This window comes from Mesorhizobium sp. HAY1-8B, assembly GCF_056868045.1.
Genome location: NZ_CP200321.1, coordinates 1,358,893 through 1,373,652 on the forward strand (window position 1 = coordinate 1,358,893; position 14,760 = coordinate 1,373,652).

A 14,760-nucleotide genomic window follows, 5' to 3' on the forward strand; every position below is an offset into this window, starting at 1 on the left:
TCAGTGCCCTCCCGTCTCTTTGTTCGCCTGGCGGATGTTCCAGACCATGATCGGGATGACCGCGATCATGATGATAATGGCTATTGTCGCGCCACGGCCGAAATCGCCGCCGCCGCGAAACATCCAGTCGAACATCAGATTGGCCAGGACCTGGCTGTTCCACTGGCCGTTGGTCATGGTCAGCACGATGTCGAACACCTTGAGCACCAGGATGGTGATGGTGGTCCAGACAACCGCGATCGTGCCCCAGATCTGCGGCACCATGATCTTCCAGAAGATCTGGAACGGGTTGGCACCGTCGATGACGGCGGCCTCCAGCGTCTCCTCCGGAATGCCGCGCAGCGCCGAGGACAGGATGACCATGGCAAAACCGGTCTGGATCCAGATCAGGATGATCATCAGGAAGAAATTGTTCCAGAACGGCAGCGATATCCACACCTGCGGCTGGCCGCCGAAATGCTGGATGATGGCGTTGAGCAGGCCGATCTGCACCTGGCCCTCGCCGCGATATTCGTAAATGAACTTCCAGATCACGCTGGCGCCGACGAAGGAGATGGCCAGCGGCAGGAAGATCAGGCTCTTGGCAATCGTGCCCCACCAGATCTTGTCGGTGAGCACGGCAATGATCAGCCCGAGGAAAGTGCAGGCGGCGGGTACCACGGCCAGCCAAAGGATGTTGTTCAGGATCGAGTTTCGCAGATCCTGATCGCGAAGCGCCCACTCGTAGTTGGCGAAGCCGACGAAGTTCTCGCCGCCGCGGTCGAGGAAGGAGAGCCACAGTGTCGCGATCACGGGGTAGATCAGGTAGATGGTGAGAATGATCAGCGCCGGGCCGACGAACAGCCATGGCCGTATCAGGCCCTGCCGGCGCAGATTGTTGACGGCGGCCGTGCCGGAAACCCCGCGCGAGGGGAAGGTCAGGTCGAGCAGTTTGTTGGCGCCCCAGAAATAAGCGACACAGCCGCCGACGCCGATGATGATGACAAATATGGCCGAGAAAATCTGAGCCGCCATGGTCCCTCTCCCTGCGCATGATCGGCCAGGCAGTGCTGGCGATTGGATGCACCGATTTCGTTATTCGGAACAATCGAACGCGAAAGGCTTCCGGCATGTGCTGCCGGTGAATCCGGGCCGGAGGCCCGGATTCGGTATGAGGATTAGGAAAGTCTGGATTGCACCCGAAGCCGGGCTGGTCACCTGCCCGGGCTGGTCACTTGCCCGGGCTGGTCACTTGATCGCGTCCCAGCTCTTCTGGATGTCGGCGGCCACGTCCTGGGCGGATTTGCCACCGACCAGATCGATCATGCCGGTCCAGAATGAGCCGGCGCCGATCTTGCCGGGCATCAGGTCGGAACCATCGAAGCGAACCGTCGTCGCTCCGACCAGGATCTCGCCCTGCTTTTTCAGCGCATCGCTGCCATAGGCATCCTTGTTGGCACCCTTGAAGGGCGTGACGAAGCTCTTCTGCGCCATCCACAATTCATGCGCGAGCGGCATTTCGAGGAACTTGATGAACTCGCGCGATGCCTTGGAATCCTTGGTGATCATGACCAATGTTCCGGCCACTTCCAGCGGCGTGCCGAGTTCCGGCTTGGAGGCATAAGGCGGATAGTTGAAGAAATCCGCATCCTGGCCGAGCTTTACGCCCTCCGGGAAGAAGGAGGGGATGAATGATGCCTGATGGTGCATGTAGCACTTCGGCGGCACGATAAAGAGGCCCTTCGGGCTGTCGCGGAAGTCGGTCGCTGCCACTGCCTTGGCGCCGCCATCCACCATCTTGTCGTCGGTGGCGATCTTGCCGAAGATGTCGATGGCGTTGACCACCGCCGGATCGGTGAACGGGATCTCGTTCTTGACCCACTTGTCGTAGACTTCCGGCGGCTGCGTCCTGAGCATGATGTCCTCGACCCAGTCGGTCGCCGGCCATCCGGTCGCACCGCCCGAGCCAAGCCCGATGCACCAGGGCTTGCCGCCGTCGGCGATAATCTTCTTTTCGAGCTCGGCCAGTTCCTCCTGCGTCTTCGGTACCTTGTAGCCGGCTTCGTCGAAATTGTCGGGCGAGTACCAGACCAGCCCCTTCACGTCGATCTTGTAGGGAAAGGCATAGAAGCCCGGCTTGCCGTCCTTGCCATTATAGGTGCCGAGCTTTGCCCAGGAGTCGCCTGCGGCGTAGTTCTCCTTGATCCAGGCGGCGACGTCGTCGCCCAGCGGGGTCAGGACACCCTTGGAAGCAAGGTCCTGGATCAGGCCCGGCTGTGGCAGGATGGCGATGTTTGGCGGACTGCCGGCCTGCGTGTCGATGACGATCTGCTGCTCATAGTTCTCGGAAGAGGAGTACTTCACCTCGGCGCCGGTCGCTTCGGCAAAATAATCGAGCACCGAACGGGCAAGCGCCTCGTCCTCGCCGCGCCACGGCCCGAAGATGGTCAGGGTCTCGCCCTTGAGATCGACTTTCTTCAGGTCTTCGTAATTTGCCCAGTTGAAACGCTTGTCCTCGCCCGGCTTGAACTTCAGTTCGGCATGCGCGGGCGCGTTCAGGGCGAGCGTGGCAAACGCAGCACCCAGCAAGAGCATTTTCTTCATCGGTATTCCCTCCCAGTGGGTCACACACACCGGACGGAACCTCCATTCCGCCCGCCGACGCCGCAGGACTGTGACTCAGTCGCAAGGGAACCGCAACCTTTCGAAGAGTCTTCCAAAGCGCTTTGGCTTTCCTGATCTCGCCACTGAATCGACCGGAAGTCAAGAGGTTTGGTTAGCTAATCGATTTAATCTCGCCGATTCTGGCGTCAAAAAGTGCACCGCAGCATGCTTTTTGGCAACGCAACAGCAATTTTCTGTTTCAAACCGGTCCCGACCCCGCTTATGGTTGTGTCGATGCCCTCGCGGCCCTGTGGCGCTTGGGTCGATTCAATTTAAAAGCGCTTTGAGGGAATGGAGACCGTTGTGAACCTCAAGCAGCTCGCGCATATGCTGGCGCTTTCGCAGACCACGGTAAGCCGAGCGCTGAATGGCTACCCGGAGGTCAACGAGGAAACGCGCCGGCGCGTGATGGACGCCGCCAAGCGCCATGGCTACCGCCCCAACCCGAGCGCGCGCCGGCTGGCGACCGGCAAGTCCGGCATGATCGGTTATGTCCTGCCGACGGGTGCGGCCGTCGACATCGATCCGCATTTCGTCGAGTTCCTGTCCGGCCTCGGCGACTATGCCCGCTCGCATGAGCTTGATCTTGTGCTGTCGCCGGCCGATGCCGACGACCAGGAGACCACTTACCGGCGCATCGTCGCCAACCGGCAGGTCGATGCCGTCTATATCTCGTCGCCCAGGCCACAGGACAACCGGGTGGCGCTGGTCAGCACGCTCGGCATCCCCTACCTGGTCCACGGCCGCAGCGAGGGCTTCGATTTCGACTATCCTTATCTCGACATCGATAATGAGGGCGCCTTCCACGAGGCGGCGCGGTTGCTGGTCCAGCTCGGCCATCGGCGGCTGGCGCTGATCAATGGCGACGACCGCGAGACCTTTGCCATCCATCGCGAGCGTGGCGTGCGCCGGGCGCTCGCCGCGAGCGGGCTGACCCTCGGCGAGCGCCACGTCTGCTCGGTGGCCATGACCGAAGAAAACGGCTATCGCGCCACCAGGCGATTGCTTGAGGCGAGCGATGCGCCGACGGCGATCGCTTGCTCAAGCCTGATCATGGCGCTGGGCGTCGTGCGCGCGGTGCGCGACCTCGGCCTCACCATTCCCGGCGATGTCTCGCTGATCGCCCATGACGATGTCTTCCCCTGGCTGAAGCCGGAAAATTTTTCCGTACCGTTGTCGACGACGCGCTCATCCATCCGTCTCGCCGGCGAGCGCGTCGCCGAGCGCCTGGCGGCCCGGATATCGGGCCTGGAAGAGGGCGCCCGCGGCGAGGTCTGGCCGGTCGATCTGGTGGTGCGGGGCTCGGTCGCCGGTGCGCCGGCGTAGGAGATAGACCCAATCGTCCCGTGAGGCCGGCCCTTGCGGACATCGCCGGACGATCGATTGCCGTGTCGTGGGATAATGGTCTGCCTGCGTCTGCTCTTGATTTGGCTTTGGGAGGGTGGCAACCAGTAAACCAGAGCCATCGATCATTCCTCCCAGGATGCGCCACTTGCCCATATTCCCGTTCTCCGAAGCGGATCCAATCCGACATGCCGGTCCGCCGCCGAAGACATCGGATGTGGTCATTGTTGGCGGCGGTATCATTGGCGTAACGACCGCTCTTTTCCTTGCGCAGCGCAACATTCCGGTGACGCTGCTGGAAAAAGGACGCGTAGCGGCCGAGCAGTCCTCCCGAAATTGGGGCTGGATTCGAAAGCAGGGGCGAGACGCGGGTGAACTGCCGATTGTTATCGAGGCGTCTCGCCTATGGCGGCAGCTGGCTGAGGAATGCGGCGAAGACATCGGTCTGAACCAGACAGGTGTGACCTACCTGGCAAGCTCGGACAAGAAAATGGCCGGCTTCGAAGAATTCATGAAGATCGCCGCGATCCATGAACTCGATACACGCCTCCTCGACGCGGACGAAACCGCAAAACTCATCAAGGGCATGTCGCGCAGGTTCAAGGGTGCGATGACGACGCCCTCCGACATGCGCGCGGAACCTTGGTTGGCGGTGCCCGCGCTTGCTCGGCTTGCCGCCCGAAAAGGCGCCAGGATCGTAGAGAATTGCGCAGTGCGGACCCTCGAAATCTCGGCGGGCAGGATCAAGGGAGTGTGGACCGAGGCGGGGTACATTGAGACCTCCAGCGTGCTGGTCGCGGGCGGCGCCTGGTCATCCCTGCTCCTGGCAAGACACGGCGTGTCCGTCCCTCAGCTCAGCGTCAGGGTAACCGTGGCCGCAACGGAACCCCTGCCCGAAATCTATTCCGGGGCGGCGGCCGACGACCACATCGCGTTCAGGCGCAGACAGGATGGCGGATACACGCTCGCCCCGGGAGGCAGTAATTTGCTTTACGTTGGGCCCGACGCGTTCCGGCACGCCACCAAGTATCTTCCAGCCCTCATGGCCAATCCGTTCGGAACGCGTTACTTTCCGTTCGCTCCGTCAGGCTACCCCGACAGCTGGTCGACGCCGCGCGACTGGGCACCGGATTCCCGCAGCCCCTTCGAAAGGATGCGGGTGCTCAACCCAGCCGCCGAACGCTCCGGTCTCCGTTCGGTAGAACGCAATTTCAAACACCTTTTTCCACAGTTCGAAACGCTTCGGCTAAAGGCGGGCTGGGGAGGCATGATCGACGCCATGCCCGATGTCGTCCCTGTCGTCGATCGCGTGGAGGCGGTCGGCGGTCTTTTCGTCGCGACCGGCATGAGTGGTCACGGGTTCGGTATCGGGCCAGGAATCGGTCGCGTCGTTTCCGATATGATACAGGGAAACGAGACTGGGCATGATCTCAGCCGCTTCCGGCTGTCGCGCTTCTATGATGGAAGCGCCGTTCGATTGGGGCCGGCTCTATAGGGGAGCGCGCCAAGCATGGTCCATCGCCATGCAGGTCGGCGACCGCAATCCACCCATCTTGGCCGTTGCAGATAGCCGGTGTAGGTGCCCAGGCTCACTCCTTCGCCGCTTCGGCCGCCTTGATGTCCAGCAGTCCGTAGCCGAAGTCGTTGTCGCGCCCCTTGGGGCCGAGATCTTTCGCTGTCGCCGCCAGTGCTTTCTCGATGTCGTCGGCCGAGCGCCCGGGCGCGGCATGGAGGAGATTGGCGATGGCGCCACTCACGATCGCCGCCGCGAACGAGGTGCCGGTGACGACATCGGAGCCGGCGCCGCTTGGCGCCACCATCTCGACGCCGGGCGCCGAAATGAAGACATAGGCGCCACGGTTGGCCTGCGGCATCAGAGCGTCCTTGGCGTCGGTCGCGGTCACCGCGATCACGCCGTCGAAGGCGGCCGGATAGCCATAGGGTGCCTTCGGCCCGTTATTGCCGGCGGCGGCGACCAGCACCATGCCGAGTGCCCGTGCATTGCGGCAGGCGGCGCCGAGCAGGTCGTTCTTCGGCCCGACGAAGCTCATATTGATGATGCTGACATTCTGCTCGGCCGCCCAGTCGAGTGCCGACAGGATGACGTCCATGGTCGACTTGCCGCCTTCGAAGGCACGGGCGTGGTAGATCCTGGCGCCCGGCGCCATGCCTCCAAGCGCGCCGACGCCGGCGATCAGGCCGTCGATCGAAGTACCATGGTCGCGCTTTTCGATCGGCACGTCGGGCATTGCGTCGAACTGACCGGCGATGACGCCGGCCAGCGCCGGATTGGTGTCGTCGATGCCGGTATCGATAACGGCAACACGAACGTTTTCGCCGCTGGCTTGCTTGGCGTCGAGCGCGATGCGATCGAAGGCATAGTTGACGATGCCGGCGGCCTGCTGCAGCGAGTAGATGTGGTTGGGCTCGCGGCGCTGCGTGCGGCCGTCGGCGGCAAGCTGTGCCAGCACGACGCCGACAGGGCGGCCGTCGGGAATGCCGAAACGCACCAGCGTGGTGCCGAGCAGCCGCGATTGGCGCTGCGAACGAACCTGAAGGCCGAAGGAGGCGGCGATCTGCTGCACGGCGCCGGCATCGCCGTCGACGGTCACCAGCACCTCGTCGGGTACGAAATCGCCCACCACCGCGCGCTGCGGCTGAACGGCGATGAGATCGGTGGGCGAAACGATCGGCCCACCGGCCGAGGTTCCCGGTTGCGTATCGGCGGGGGCGGCCGGCGGCGTACCCGGATCCTGGCGCGGTGCGGGTGTCGGCACGGGCACCGGAGTTTCGGCGGGATTGGGAAAGAGGTCGACGATCAGGGCCGGAAGAAAGACGGCGCCGGGCCGCGCCGCCCCCGCACCGTCCTTTTCGTTGTCCTTGGCGCAGTCGGCTCCTGCCGCATTGGTACCGTTGCGGCAGTCGATCTTTGTCTGGTCGCCAGTGGTGTCGTTGGTCTGTGCCGATGCAGGCACTGCGGCGATTGTCATCGCCGCCGCAAGGATCACCGCAAATCGAATGACCGCCTCAGCCGCCATCAGCCGGTTTCCTTCCCTCGATCACAGTCTCGGTGAACGGCTGGGCAGCAATAAGGCCGAGCTGCTTGGTGTAATCGGCTGCGTTGGCCGCGGGAATGCCGAGCTGGAACACACCATCGGCGGTCGGTCCGCCAATGACCTTCAACCCGCTGCTGCCGAGGAAGCCCGAAATATCGGACATCTTCGCATCCGGCTTGAACTTGACCAGCGCGAACGGCATTTTCGCCAGGTCGTCTTGGGCGCCGGCAATCTCGAAGTCCTTGCCCTTGCCGCCGGGCTGCACCAGGGACTGCACCGCGATCAGGGCCAGCAAGACCGCGGCCGTGGCCCAGGCGACACCGACCGGCACCGCCATGAACCGCCCCCAGGCCTGCGCCAGCCAGGAGGAGCCTGCCGGTGCCCGTGCCGGTCCCGCTTCGGCGTCGAGTGCCCTGGCGAAGCGGCTGAGCGCATCGGCCGGTGGACGGATCGCCTCATTGGCGGCAGATACGCCGGAGAATTCGGCCTCCGCCTCGCCAAGGGCTGCCATTGCGGCTGGATCTGTCGCCAGCCATTCTTCGACGGCTTCCAGCTCCGAGCCTTCCAGCGAGCCGTTCAGGTAGAACGGCAGCAGCGTTTCCATTTCGTCGCGGCGCGACATTTTTTCAGCGGCGCTCATGGCCACCCCCTGTCGTAACCGGCGGCCTTGAGGGCCTCTCCGAGTTTCTTGCGGGCGTAGAACATCCGGGTCTTGACGGTCGCGACCGGGATGCCGAGCACCTCGCCGATCTCGGTCACCGACTGTCCGTGATAATAGGCAAGGTCGATCACCGTGCGGTGCTCTTCGGGCAAGGCATCGACAAAGCGGCGCAAGGCGGCGGCCTTGTCCTCTTTCATCGTGACGACCTCCGGCGTGTCGGCGCTGTCGGGCACCGCGGCAGCGGCCTCATCGTCGATCCAGTCGTCCTTCTTCTTGCGCAGCAGGGACAGCGCCTTGAACCGGGCGATGCCGAGCAGCCATGTCGAGACTTCGGAGCGTCCCTCGAAGCCTGGCGCCTGTCGCCACAATTCGAGGAAGACTTCGTTCGCGATATCGTCAGCCATCATTTCCGATCCCGTCTGGCGCGCCACGAAGCGGTATACCCGCGCGTGGTGACGCATGAACAGGAGCCGCACGGCGGCACGGTCGCCCTTCGCGACCCGGTCGACAAGCGCGCGATCGGTATCCGTCGCTGCCGTCATGGCCGGTCGAGCCGCCTGGCTCCTGCCTGCTCTGTCGCTGATCGGTCCAAAAAGGTTCATCCTCCGCCAAGGAATTCGCGGAGGCTAACCGAAGAGTGCGGACGTGGCCAGAGGGTGACGAGCGTCCCGCCGGAGGCGGTCAATCGACCATGACTTGTGGATTGAAGTGACGACGCCCGATGCCATGGTGTAAGGCCCGCGGCGCGGCGTTTCTCCAGCACCGTTATTAGAATCGGCGGCGAGCGCCGAATCCACGCTTACCCGGCCCTTCGCAAGCTCAGGGGGCGTTCGAAGCTCGAAAAGCCAAGCAATTGGCTTTTCTTCCGCCACGCGGACCGCTTCTCACCCCAAGAACGTCTTCGCCTTCATCGTCGCCGGCACCGGCACGCCGAGCCGGCTCAACACGGTCGGCGCCAGCTGCAACTGGTCGAGCAGCGTGTCGCCCTCGGGGCCTTTCGCCGAACCGAAATAATACAGCGCGAAATCCTGCATTTCGTCGTCATGGCCGCCATGGTGGCCACGGTCGGTCTGGCCGTGGTCGGCCGTGACCATGACCTCGTAGCCGGCTTCGATCCAGCCCGGCAGGAAGGCTGCCAGCATGCCGTCCATCGCATAGACGGCATGGTCCATCTCGTGGCAGTCGTGGCCGAAGCGATGGCCCATCGAGTCCAGCGTGCATGTGTGCAGGATGCCGTAGTCGATGCCGTGGCGTTTCGTCAGCATGGTCAGCGTCGCGAACAGGTCGACGTCGCTCGGCGTCATCTGGTTACGCGCATTGTAGCCGGTCATGGTGTGGAACCGGCCATGCGTGATCGGACCACCGGGCTCGTCATATTCCATGTCCTCGACCAGGTCGAACGGATAGGACCGGAAGAATTCCGACCAGTAGGAGTGCGTCACAGCGCCGGTCTTGCCGCCGGCCTTGCTGACTTCCGAGAAGATGTCGGGCTGCGCGACCCGGAAGCGGTTCTCGTTGGAAAGAATGCCATGCACCTGCGGCGACACGCCGGTGTGGATGGAAGCATAGCAGCAGGCTGAGGTCGACGGCAGCACCGAGCGCATCTTCCAGACCCGTGCCTCGCCCGATTGCACCCAGCCCTCGAGATTGCCCATCAGCCGGCGCCAGTTCCTGTAGGGAACACCATCGAGGATGATCAGCAGAAGTTTGGATTTGAGCGCCATGGGCAGCTCCATTATGTCTGGCAGTTGAAACGGGAACGCCGTGTGCCGTTTCGGGCACACGGCGTTCTTACACGTGAATCAGGCAGGCAGGGTTCGACTAAGCGTTGAGCCAGCACTCGCCAAGCGCGTAGCCGTCCATCATTTCGCCGATAGGGCTCTTGGCAAACCCGCTGATCTTGTTGGTGGCGGCGGCATCGATGAATTGGTTGAAGAACGGCACGATCAGGCCGCCTTCGTCGCGCATCAGCACCGCCATGTCGTGGTAGATCGCCTTGCGCTTGGCCTGGTCGAGTTCGCCGCGCGCCGCAAACAGCATCTTGTCGAATTCCGGCCGCTTGAAGCGCGTGTCGTTCCAGTCGGCGGTCGAAACGTAACCGGTGGAATACATCTGGTCCTGCGTGGCGCGCCCACCCCAGTAGGAGAGCGAGAAGGGCTGCTTGTTCCAGACCTCCGACCAGTAGCCGTCGCCCGGCTCGCGCTTGATCTCGATCTTGATGCCGGCCTTCGCGGCGCTCTGCTGGTAAAGCTGGGCCGCGTCAACGGCGCCGGGGAAGGCGACGTCGGAGGTGCGCAGCAGGATGGAGCCGCTGTGACCCGACTTCTTGTAGAGCGCCGCCGCCTTTTCCGGATCGAACTTGCGCTGCTCGATGTCAGCGGAAAACAGCGGGTAGGCTTCGTTGATCGGGAAGTCATTGCCGACCGAGCCGTAGCCGCGCAGGATCTTTTCCAGCAATTCGTCGCGGTCCATGGCGAGCTTGAGCGCCATGCGAAGGTCATTGTTGTCGAACGGCGCCGTGTCGCAGAACATGTTGAACGGATAGTAGCCCTTGCCCGACACGTTCTCGATGGTGACGCCCGGGATGCGCTTGACCAGGTCGACGACCTTTGGCTCGACGCGGTTGATCATGTGCACCTGGCCGCCCTGCAGCGCGGCCAGCCGCGCCGTCGCGTCATTGATGACGACGATCTCGATCTGGTCGGCATGGCCCAGCTTGTCGCCTTGCCAGTAGTTGGCGAAGCGCTCGCCGCCATGGCGCACGCCGGGCTGGTTGACGGTGACCTTGTAAGGGCCGGCGCTGATGCCGGCATTCGGATTGTCCTTGCCGCCATTCGGCTGGATGACGAGATGGTAGTCGGCCATGAGGTAGGGGAAGTCGGCGTCCGCATCGCCGAGCGTGACGATGACTTCCTTGCCGCTCGCCTTGACGCCCTTGATGTTCTTGAGGATGCCGAGCGCGCCGGATTTGGACTTCTCGTCGGCATGGCGCTCGATCGTCGCTGCGATGTCTTCCGCTGCCACCGTCTTGCCATTGTGGAACTCGATGCCGTCACGCACCTTGATCGTCCAGGTCTTGGCGTCCTTGGAAGCGCCGATCTCCTGCGCGATCATGTTGGTCAGGCTGTTGTCCGGCATCAGCCGGACCAGATATTCGCCCCACTGCTTGCCGAAGCTGTAGGTGACCTGGCTGAGGTTCAGCGCCGGATCGAGGCTGTTGGTCGATTCGCCGCCCTGCAGGCCGGCCTTGAGGATGCCGCCCTTGACCGGCGTCTGTGCGAAGGCTTTCCCGGCCAGCGTCGTTGCCAGCGCCGCCGACACACCCAGCGCCGCGGTGCGGCCAAGGAAGTCGCGGCGTGATATCCGGCCCTGGCCGGCGAGCTCAGCGAGATGGTCGAGTTCAGTCTTCATGTCCTACCCCTTGTTGAAAATAACGTCACACCAGCGGCGCCCGTCCGGAAGGACGTGTGGCGCCCTAGTGTTGCATGCTGATGACGATGGTCGCTCCCCAGCCAGCCGCTTCAGTCCATCCCTTTGTTTCAACGCAATTCCGGGCGGAAAACCCGCTCGCCCTCCTGAATTGCTCAGTTCCCCGCGCTGGCCATGCGCCGCCCCTTGATGGCCTTTTCCAGCCAGCCGATCTCCATTTCCGGAACCGACGACAAGAGAAGGTCCGTATAGGCATCGAAGGGCGGTGTGAGAACCTTGCTCTTCGAGCCGTAGCGCACCACTTCGCCGCGATACATCACCGCGATCGAATCGGCGATCGACTTCACCGTCGCCAGGTCGTGGGTGATGAAGAGATAGGCGACCTTTTCGTGCTGCTGCAGGTTCAGCAGCAGCTTCAGGATGCCATTGGCCACCAGCGGGTCGAGCGCCGAGGTGACCTCGTCGCAGATGATCAGCTTCGGCTTGGCGGCAAGCGAGCGGGCAATGCAGACGCGCTGCTTCTGGCCGCCCGAAAGCTCGGCCGGATAGCGGTCGAGGAAACCCTTGCCCATCTCGATCTCGTCGAGCAGTTCGGCAACGCGCTTGTCGCGTTCTCGGCCGCGCATGCCGAAATAGAATTCTAGCGGGCGGCCGATAATGGTGCCGACGGTCTGGCGCGGGTTCATCGCCACGTCGGCCATCTGGTAGATCATCTGCAACTGGCGCAGATCCTCCTTCGGCCGGTCGGCAAGCCGGTTGGCCAGCGGGCGTCCATCGAAGGTGATGTTACCCTGCTCGGGCGGCAGAAGTCCGGTGATGGCGCGCGCAAGCGTCGACTTGCCGGAGCCGGACTCGCCGACCACGGCCAGCGTCTGGCCGGGATAGATATCCACCGAAACGTTCTTCAGCACCTTGACCTGGCCGCCGCCATAGGCGGCGGTGACATTTTTCACCGACAGGAACGGCGTCGCGCCCGGCTTCTGTTCGGAATGTTCTATCTCATGCACCGAGACCAGCGCGTTGGTGTATTCCTGGCGCGGCTCCTTGATGATCTGCCTTGTGCCGCCCCATTCGACCAGCCGGCCGTGGCGCAGCACCATGATCTCGTCGGAGACCTGGGCGACCACGGCAAGGTCGTGCGTGATGTAGAGCGCCGCCACATGGGTGTCGCGGATGGCATCCTTGATCGCCGCCAGAACGTCGATCTGCGTCGTCACGTCCAGCGCCGTCGTCGGCTCGTCGAAGACGATCAGGTCCGGTTCCGAGCACAGCGCCATTGCCGTCATCACCCGCTGCAGCTGGCCGCCCGAGACCTGGTGCGGAAAGCGTTCGCCGATGGTTTCGGGGTTTGGCAGGCTGAGCTTCTTGAACAGCGCGACCGCTCGCTTCTCGGCCTCGGCGCGTGTCGCCGTGCCGTGCAGCAGCGTGGCTTCCACCACCTGGTCCATCAGCCGGTGCGCCGGATTGAAGGCGGCGGCCGCCGATTGCGCGACATAGCAGACCTCGCGGCCGCGCAGCTTGCGGAAGCCTTCCTTGCCGCCCTTCAGGATGTCACGGCCATTGAGGATCACCTCGCCGCCGGTGATGCGCACGCCGCCGCGGCCATAGCCCATGGAAGACAGGCCGATGGTCGACTTGCCGGCGCCGGACTCGCCGATCAGGCCCAGCACCTTGCCCTTTTCCAGCGTCAGCGAGACATCGTGCACCAGCACGATGTTCTTTGGCGCCTCGCCGGGCGGGTACACCGTGGCCTCGATTCGCAGGTTCCTGATATCGAGCAGCACGCCTGGCTTGGGTTGTCCGGGTTTCGCTTTGCTGTCGGCCATCACCCGCGTCCTCCCTTCAGGCTTGTCGTGCGGTTGAGGATCCAGTCGGCGACAAGGTTGACCGAGATGGCGAGCGCCGCGATCGCTCCCGCCGGAATGAGCGCGGCGGCAATGCCGAAGACGATGCCGTCCTTGTTCTCCTTGACCATGCCGCCCCAGTCGGCGTCCGGCGGCTGCACGCCAAGGCCGAGGAAGGACAGCGTCGACAGGAACAGCACCGCATAGATGAAGCGCAGGCCGAGTTCCGAAACCAGTGGCGACAGCGCATTGGGCAGGATCTCGCGGAAGATGATCCAGGCACTGCCTTCGCCGCGCAGTTTTGCCGCCTCGACATAGTCCATGACGTTGATGTCGACGGCGACCGCGCGTGACAGGCGGTAGACGCGTGTCGAGTTGAGGATGCCCATGACCAGGATCAGCGTCACCAGGTTCGTCGGCAGCACGGAGAGCACGACCAGGCCCATGATCAGCGTCGGGATCGACATCAGCAGGTCGACGAGACGCGACAGGATCGTGTCGAACCAGCCTCCGAACACCGCCGCCGAGAAACCGAGTATGGCGCCGAGCGAGAAGGACAGCGCGGTGGCCAGCACGGCGATGAACAGGGTGATGCGGGCGCCGTAGATCATGCGCGACAAGAGATCACGGCCCAGATTGTCGGTGCCCAGCCAATGCGTTGCCGACATCGGCTCCCAGACGTCGCCGACGATCTCGGCATTGCCGTGCGGGGCGATCAACGGTGCGAAGACCGCCGCCAGCACGAACAGGGCGGTCAGCACCAGGCCGATCAGCGCGGGGATGGGGATGCGTTTTATATCGAGCATGCCCGCCCCCTCACTTTGGATGTCTGAGACGCGGATTGGCGACGATCGCCGCTATGTCCGCGATGATGTTGAGGCTGATGTAGACGGCGGCGAAGATCAGGCCGACGGCCTGCACCACCGGCACGTCGCGCTTGGTGACGTGGTCGACCAGATACTGGCCCATGCCGGGATAGACGAAGATCACCTCGACCACGACCACGCCGACGATGAGATAGGCGAGATTGAGCATGACGACGTTGATGATCGGCGCGATCGCGTTCGGGAAGGCGTGCTTGCGGATGACCGCGAAGGCCGAAAGGCCCTTGAGCTCCGCCGTCTCGACATAGGCCGACTGCATGACGTTGAGGATCGCCGCGCGGGTCATGCGCATCATATGGGCGAGCACCACCAGGGTGAGCGCCGCCGCCGGAAGCGCGATGGCCTGCATCCGCTCGCCGAACGGCATGCCGTCATAGACGGTCGAGATGGCGGGGAAGATCTGCCATTTCACGGCGAAGAAATAGACCAGGAGATAACCGATGAAGAATTCGGGGAAGGAGGTGGAGGCGAGCGCCAGCCCGGAGATCAGCTTGTCGACCCAGCCATTGCGGTAGCGCACGGCGATCAGGCCGAGGATGATCGCCAGCGGCACCGCCACGATCGCCGCCCAGAAGGCAAGGAACAGCGTGTTCCACAGCCGGCCTTTGATCGAGGTGGCGATATCCTGGCCGCTCGACATGGCCGTGCCGAGGTCGCCGGTCAGCACACCGCCGAGCCAATGGAAATACCTGACATAGGCCGGATCGTTCAGCCCGAGCTGCTCGCGCAGATTGGCGAGCGACTCCGGTGTCGCCGATTGTCCCAGAATGGCTTGTGCGACGTCGCCGGGCAGGATCTGGGTGCCGGCGAAGATCAGGACCGATATGGCCAACAGAAGGAGGATGCCCAGCGCAATGCGCTGGGCGATTAGTTTCAGGATGGGTGAAGACATCTCTGCA

12 protein-coding genes are annotated in these 14,760 nt (G+C 63.4%); 2 read left to right on the forward strand and 10 right to left on the reverse strand.

Annotation, left to right across the window (positions count from 1 at the left end; all coding sequences use genetic code 11):
* Both AC1VON_RS06785 and AC1VON_RS06790 read right to left on the reverse strand, forming a co-directional pair.
* On the reverse strand, nucleotides 1–1,014 hold the full coding sequence (locus AC1VON_RS06785) for a carbohydrate ABC transporter permease (RefSeq protein WP_172347347.1): 1,014 nt from the start codon (nucleotides 1,012–1,014) through the stop codon (nucleotides 1–3).
* A 213-nt stretch (nucleotides 1,015–1,227) separates the two neighbouring features.
* Entirely contained in the window at nucleotides 1,228–2,583 is a 1,356-nt protein-coding gene (locus AC1VON_RS06790) for an ABC transporter substrate-binding protein (RefSeq protein ID WP_172347346.1), read from the reverse strand.
* Nucleotides 2,584–2,946: 363 nt separating this feature from the next.
* Here AC1VON_RS06790 and AC1VON_RS06795 point away from each other — a divergent pair, with 363 nt between their 5' ends.
* Together AC1VON_RS06795 and AC1VON_RS06800 are read left to right on the forward strand one after the other, a co-directional pair.
* Entirely contained in the window at nucleotides 2,947–3,969 is a 1,023-nt protein-coding gene (locus AC1VON_RS06795; RefSeq protein ID WP_483121106.1) for a substrate-binding domain-containing protein, read from the forward strand.
* Between the two features lie 166 nt (nucleotides 3,970–4,135).
* Nucleotides 4,136–5,482: an NAD(P)/FAD-dependent oxidoreductase gene (locus tag AC1VON_RS06800; protein ID WP_483121108.1), complete on the forward strand. Its 1,347-nt coding sequence runs from the start codon at nucleotides 4,136–4,138 to the stop codon at nucleotides 5,480–5,482.
* 94 nt (nucleotides 5,483–5,576) lie between these two features.
* Here AC1VON_RS06800 and AC1VON_RS06805 read toward each other — a convergent pair whose 3' ends face one another.
* From AC1VON_RS06805 to AC1VON_RS06840, 8 genes are all read right to left on the reverse strand, one after another.
* Nucleotides 5,577–7,025, reverse strand: coding sequence for a S8 family serine peptidase (locus tag AC1VON_RS06805; RefSeq protein WP_483121110.1), 1,449 nt, complete (start codon nucleotides 7,023–7,025; stop codon nucleotides 5,577–5,579).
* Nucleotides 7,015–7,683 (reverse strand): anti-sigma factor, encoded by a 669-nt coding sequence (locus AC1VON_RS06810; protein ID WP_483121112.1) that lies wholly within the window; start codon nucleotides 7,681–7,683, stop codon nucleotides 7,015–7,017. Before AC1VON_RS06810 ends, AC1VON_RS06805 begins: the two co-directional genes overlap by 11 nt.
* Nucleotides 7,680–8,246, reverse strand: a complete 567-nt coding sequence (locus AC1VON_RS06815; RefSeq protein ID WP_483121114.1) for a sigma-70 family RNA polymerase sigma factor — start codon at nucleotides 8,244–8,246, stop codon at nucleotides 7,680–7,682. Before AC1VON_RS06815 ends, AC1VON_RS06810 begins: the two co-directional genes overlap by 4 nt.
* Nucleotides 8,247–8,588: 342 nt before the next feature.
* A complete protein-coding gene (locus tag AC1VON_RS06820) occupies nucleotides 8,589–9,428 on the reverse strand; it encodes an alkaline phosphatase family protein (RefSeq protein ID WP_206681889.1) in 840 nt (279 codons plus the stop codon).
* 97 nt (nucleotides 9,429–9,525) lie between these two features.
* The gene (locus AC1VON_RS06825) at nucleotides 9,526–11,115 is read right to left on the reverse strand and encodes an ABC transporter substrate-binding protein (RefSeq protein WP_483121116.1); all 1,590 of its coding nucleotides are present in this window, start codon (nucleotides 11,113–11,115) and stop codon (nucleotides 9,526–9,528) included.
* A gap of 173 nt (nucleotides 11,116–11,288) precedes the next feature.
* The gene (locus AC1VON_RS06830; RefSeq protein WP_483121118.1) at nucleotides 11,289–12,959 is read right to left on the reverse strand and encodes an ABC transporter ATP-binding protein; all 1,671 of its coding nucleotides are present in this window, start codon (nucleotides 12,957–12,959) and stop codon (nucleotides 11,289–11,291) included.
* Nucleotides 12,959–13,783, reverse strand: a complete 825-nt coding sequence (locus AC1VON_RS06835; RefSeq protein ID WP_483121120.1) for an ABC transporter permease — start codon at nucleotides 13,781–13,783, stop codon at nucleotides 12,959–12,961. Before AC1VON_RS06835 ends, AC1VON_RS06830 begins: the two co-directional genes overlap by 1 nt.
* A 10-nt stretch (nucleotides 13,784–13,793) precedes the next feature.
* Nucleotides 13,794–14,753, reverse strand: coding sequence for an ABC transporter permease (locus tag AC1VON_RS06840; RefSeq protein WP_483121122.1), 960 nt, complete (start codon nucleotides 14,751–14,753; stop codon nucleotides 13,794–13,796).
* Nucleotides 14,754–14,760: the final 7 nt, after the last annotated feature.

Coding starts and splice junctions, on each gene's coding strand:
- AC1VON_RS06785 (WP_172347347.1), bottom strand. CDS start 1,014: ATGGCGGCTCAGATTTTCTCGGCCATATTTGTCATCATCATCGGCGTC.
- AC1VON_RS06790 (WP_172347346.1), bottom strand. CDS start 2,583: ATGAAGAAAATGCTCTTGCTGGGTGCTGCGTTTGCCACGCTCGCCCTG.
- AC1VON_RS06805 (WP_483121110.1), bottom strand. CDS start 7,025: ATGGCGGCTGAGGCGGTCATTCGATTTGCGGTGATCCTTGCGGCGGCG.
- AC1VON_RS06810 (WP_483121112.1), bottom strand. CDS start 7,683: ATGAGCGCCGCTGAAAAAATGTCGCGCCGCGACGAAATGGAAACGCTG.
- AC1VON_RS06815 (WP_483121114.1), bottom strand. CDS start 8,246: ATGACGGCAGCGACGGATACCGATCGCGCGCTTGTCGACCGGGTCGCG.
- AC1VON_RS06820 (WP_206681889.1), bottom strand. CDS start 9,428: ATGGCGCTCAAATCCAAACTTCTGCTGATCATCCTCGATGGTGTTCCC.
- AC1VON_RS06825 (WP_483121116.1), bottom strand. CDS start 11,115: ATGAAGACTGAACTCGACCATCTCGCTGAGCTCGCCGGCCAGGGCCGG.
- AC1VON_RS06830 (WP_483121118.1), bottom strand. CDS start 12,959: ATGGCCGACAGCAAAGCGAAACCCGGACAACCCAAGCCAGGCGTGCTG.
- AC1VON_RS06835 (WP_483121120.1), bottom strand. CDS start 13,783: ATGCTCGATATAAAACGCATCCCCATCCCCGCGCTGATCGGCCTGGTG.
- AC1VON_RS06840 (WP_483121122.1), bottom strand. CDS start 14,753: ATGTCTTCACCCATCCTGAAACTAATCGCCCAGCGCATTGCGCTGGGC.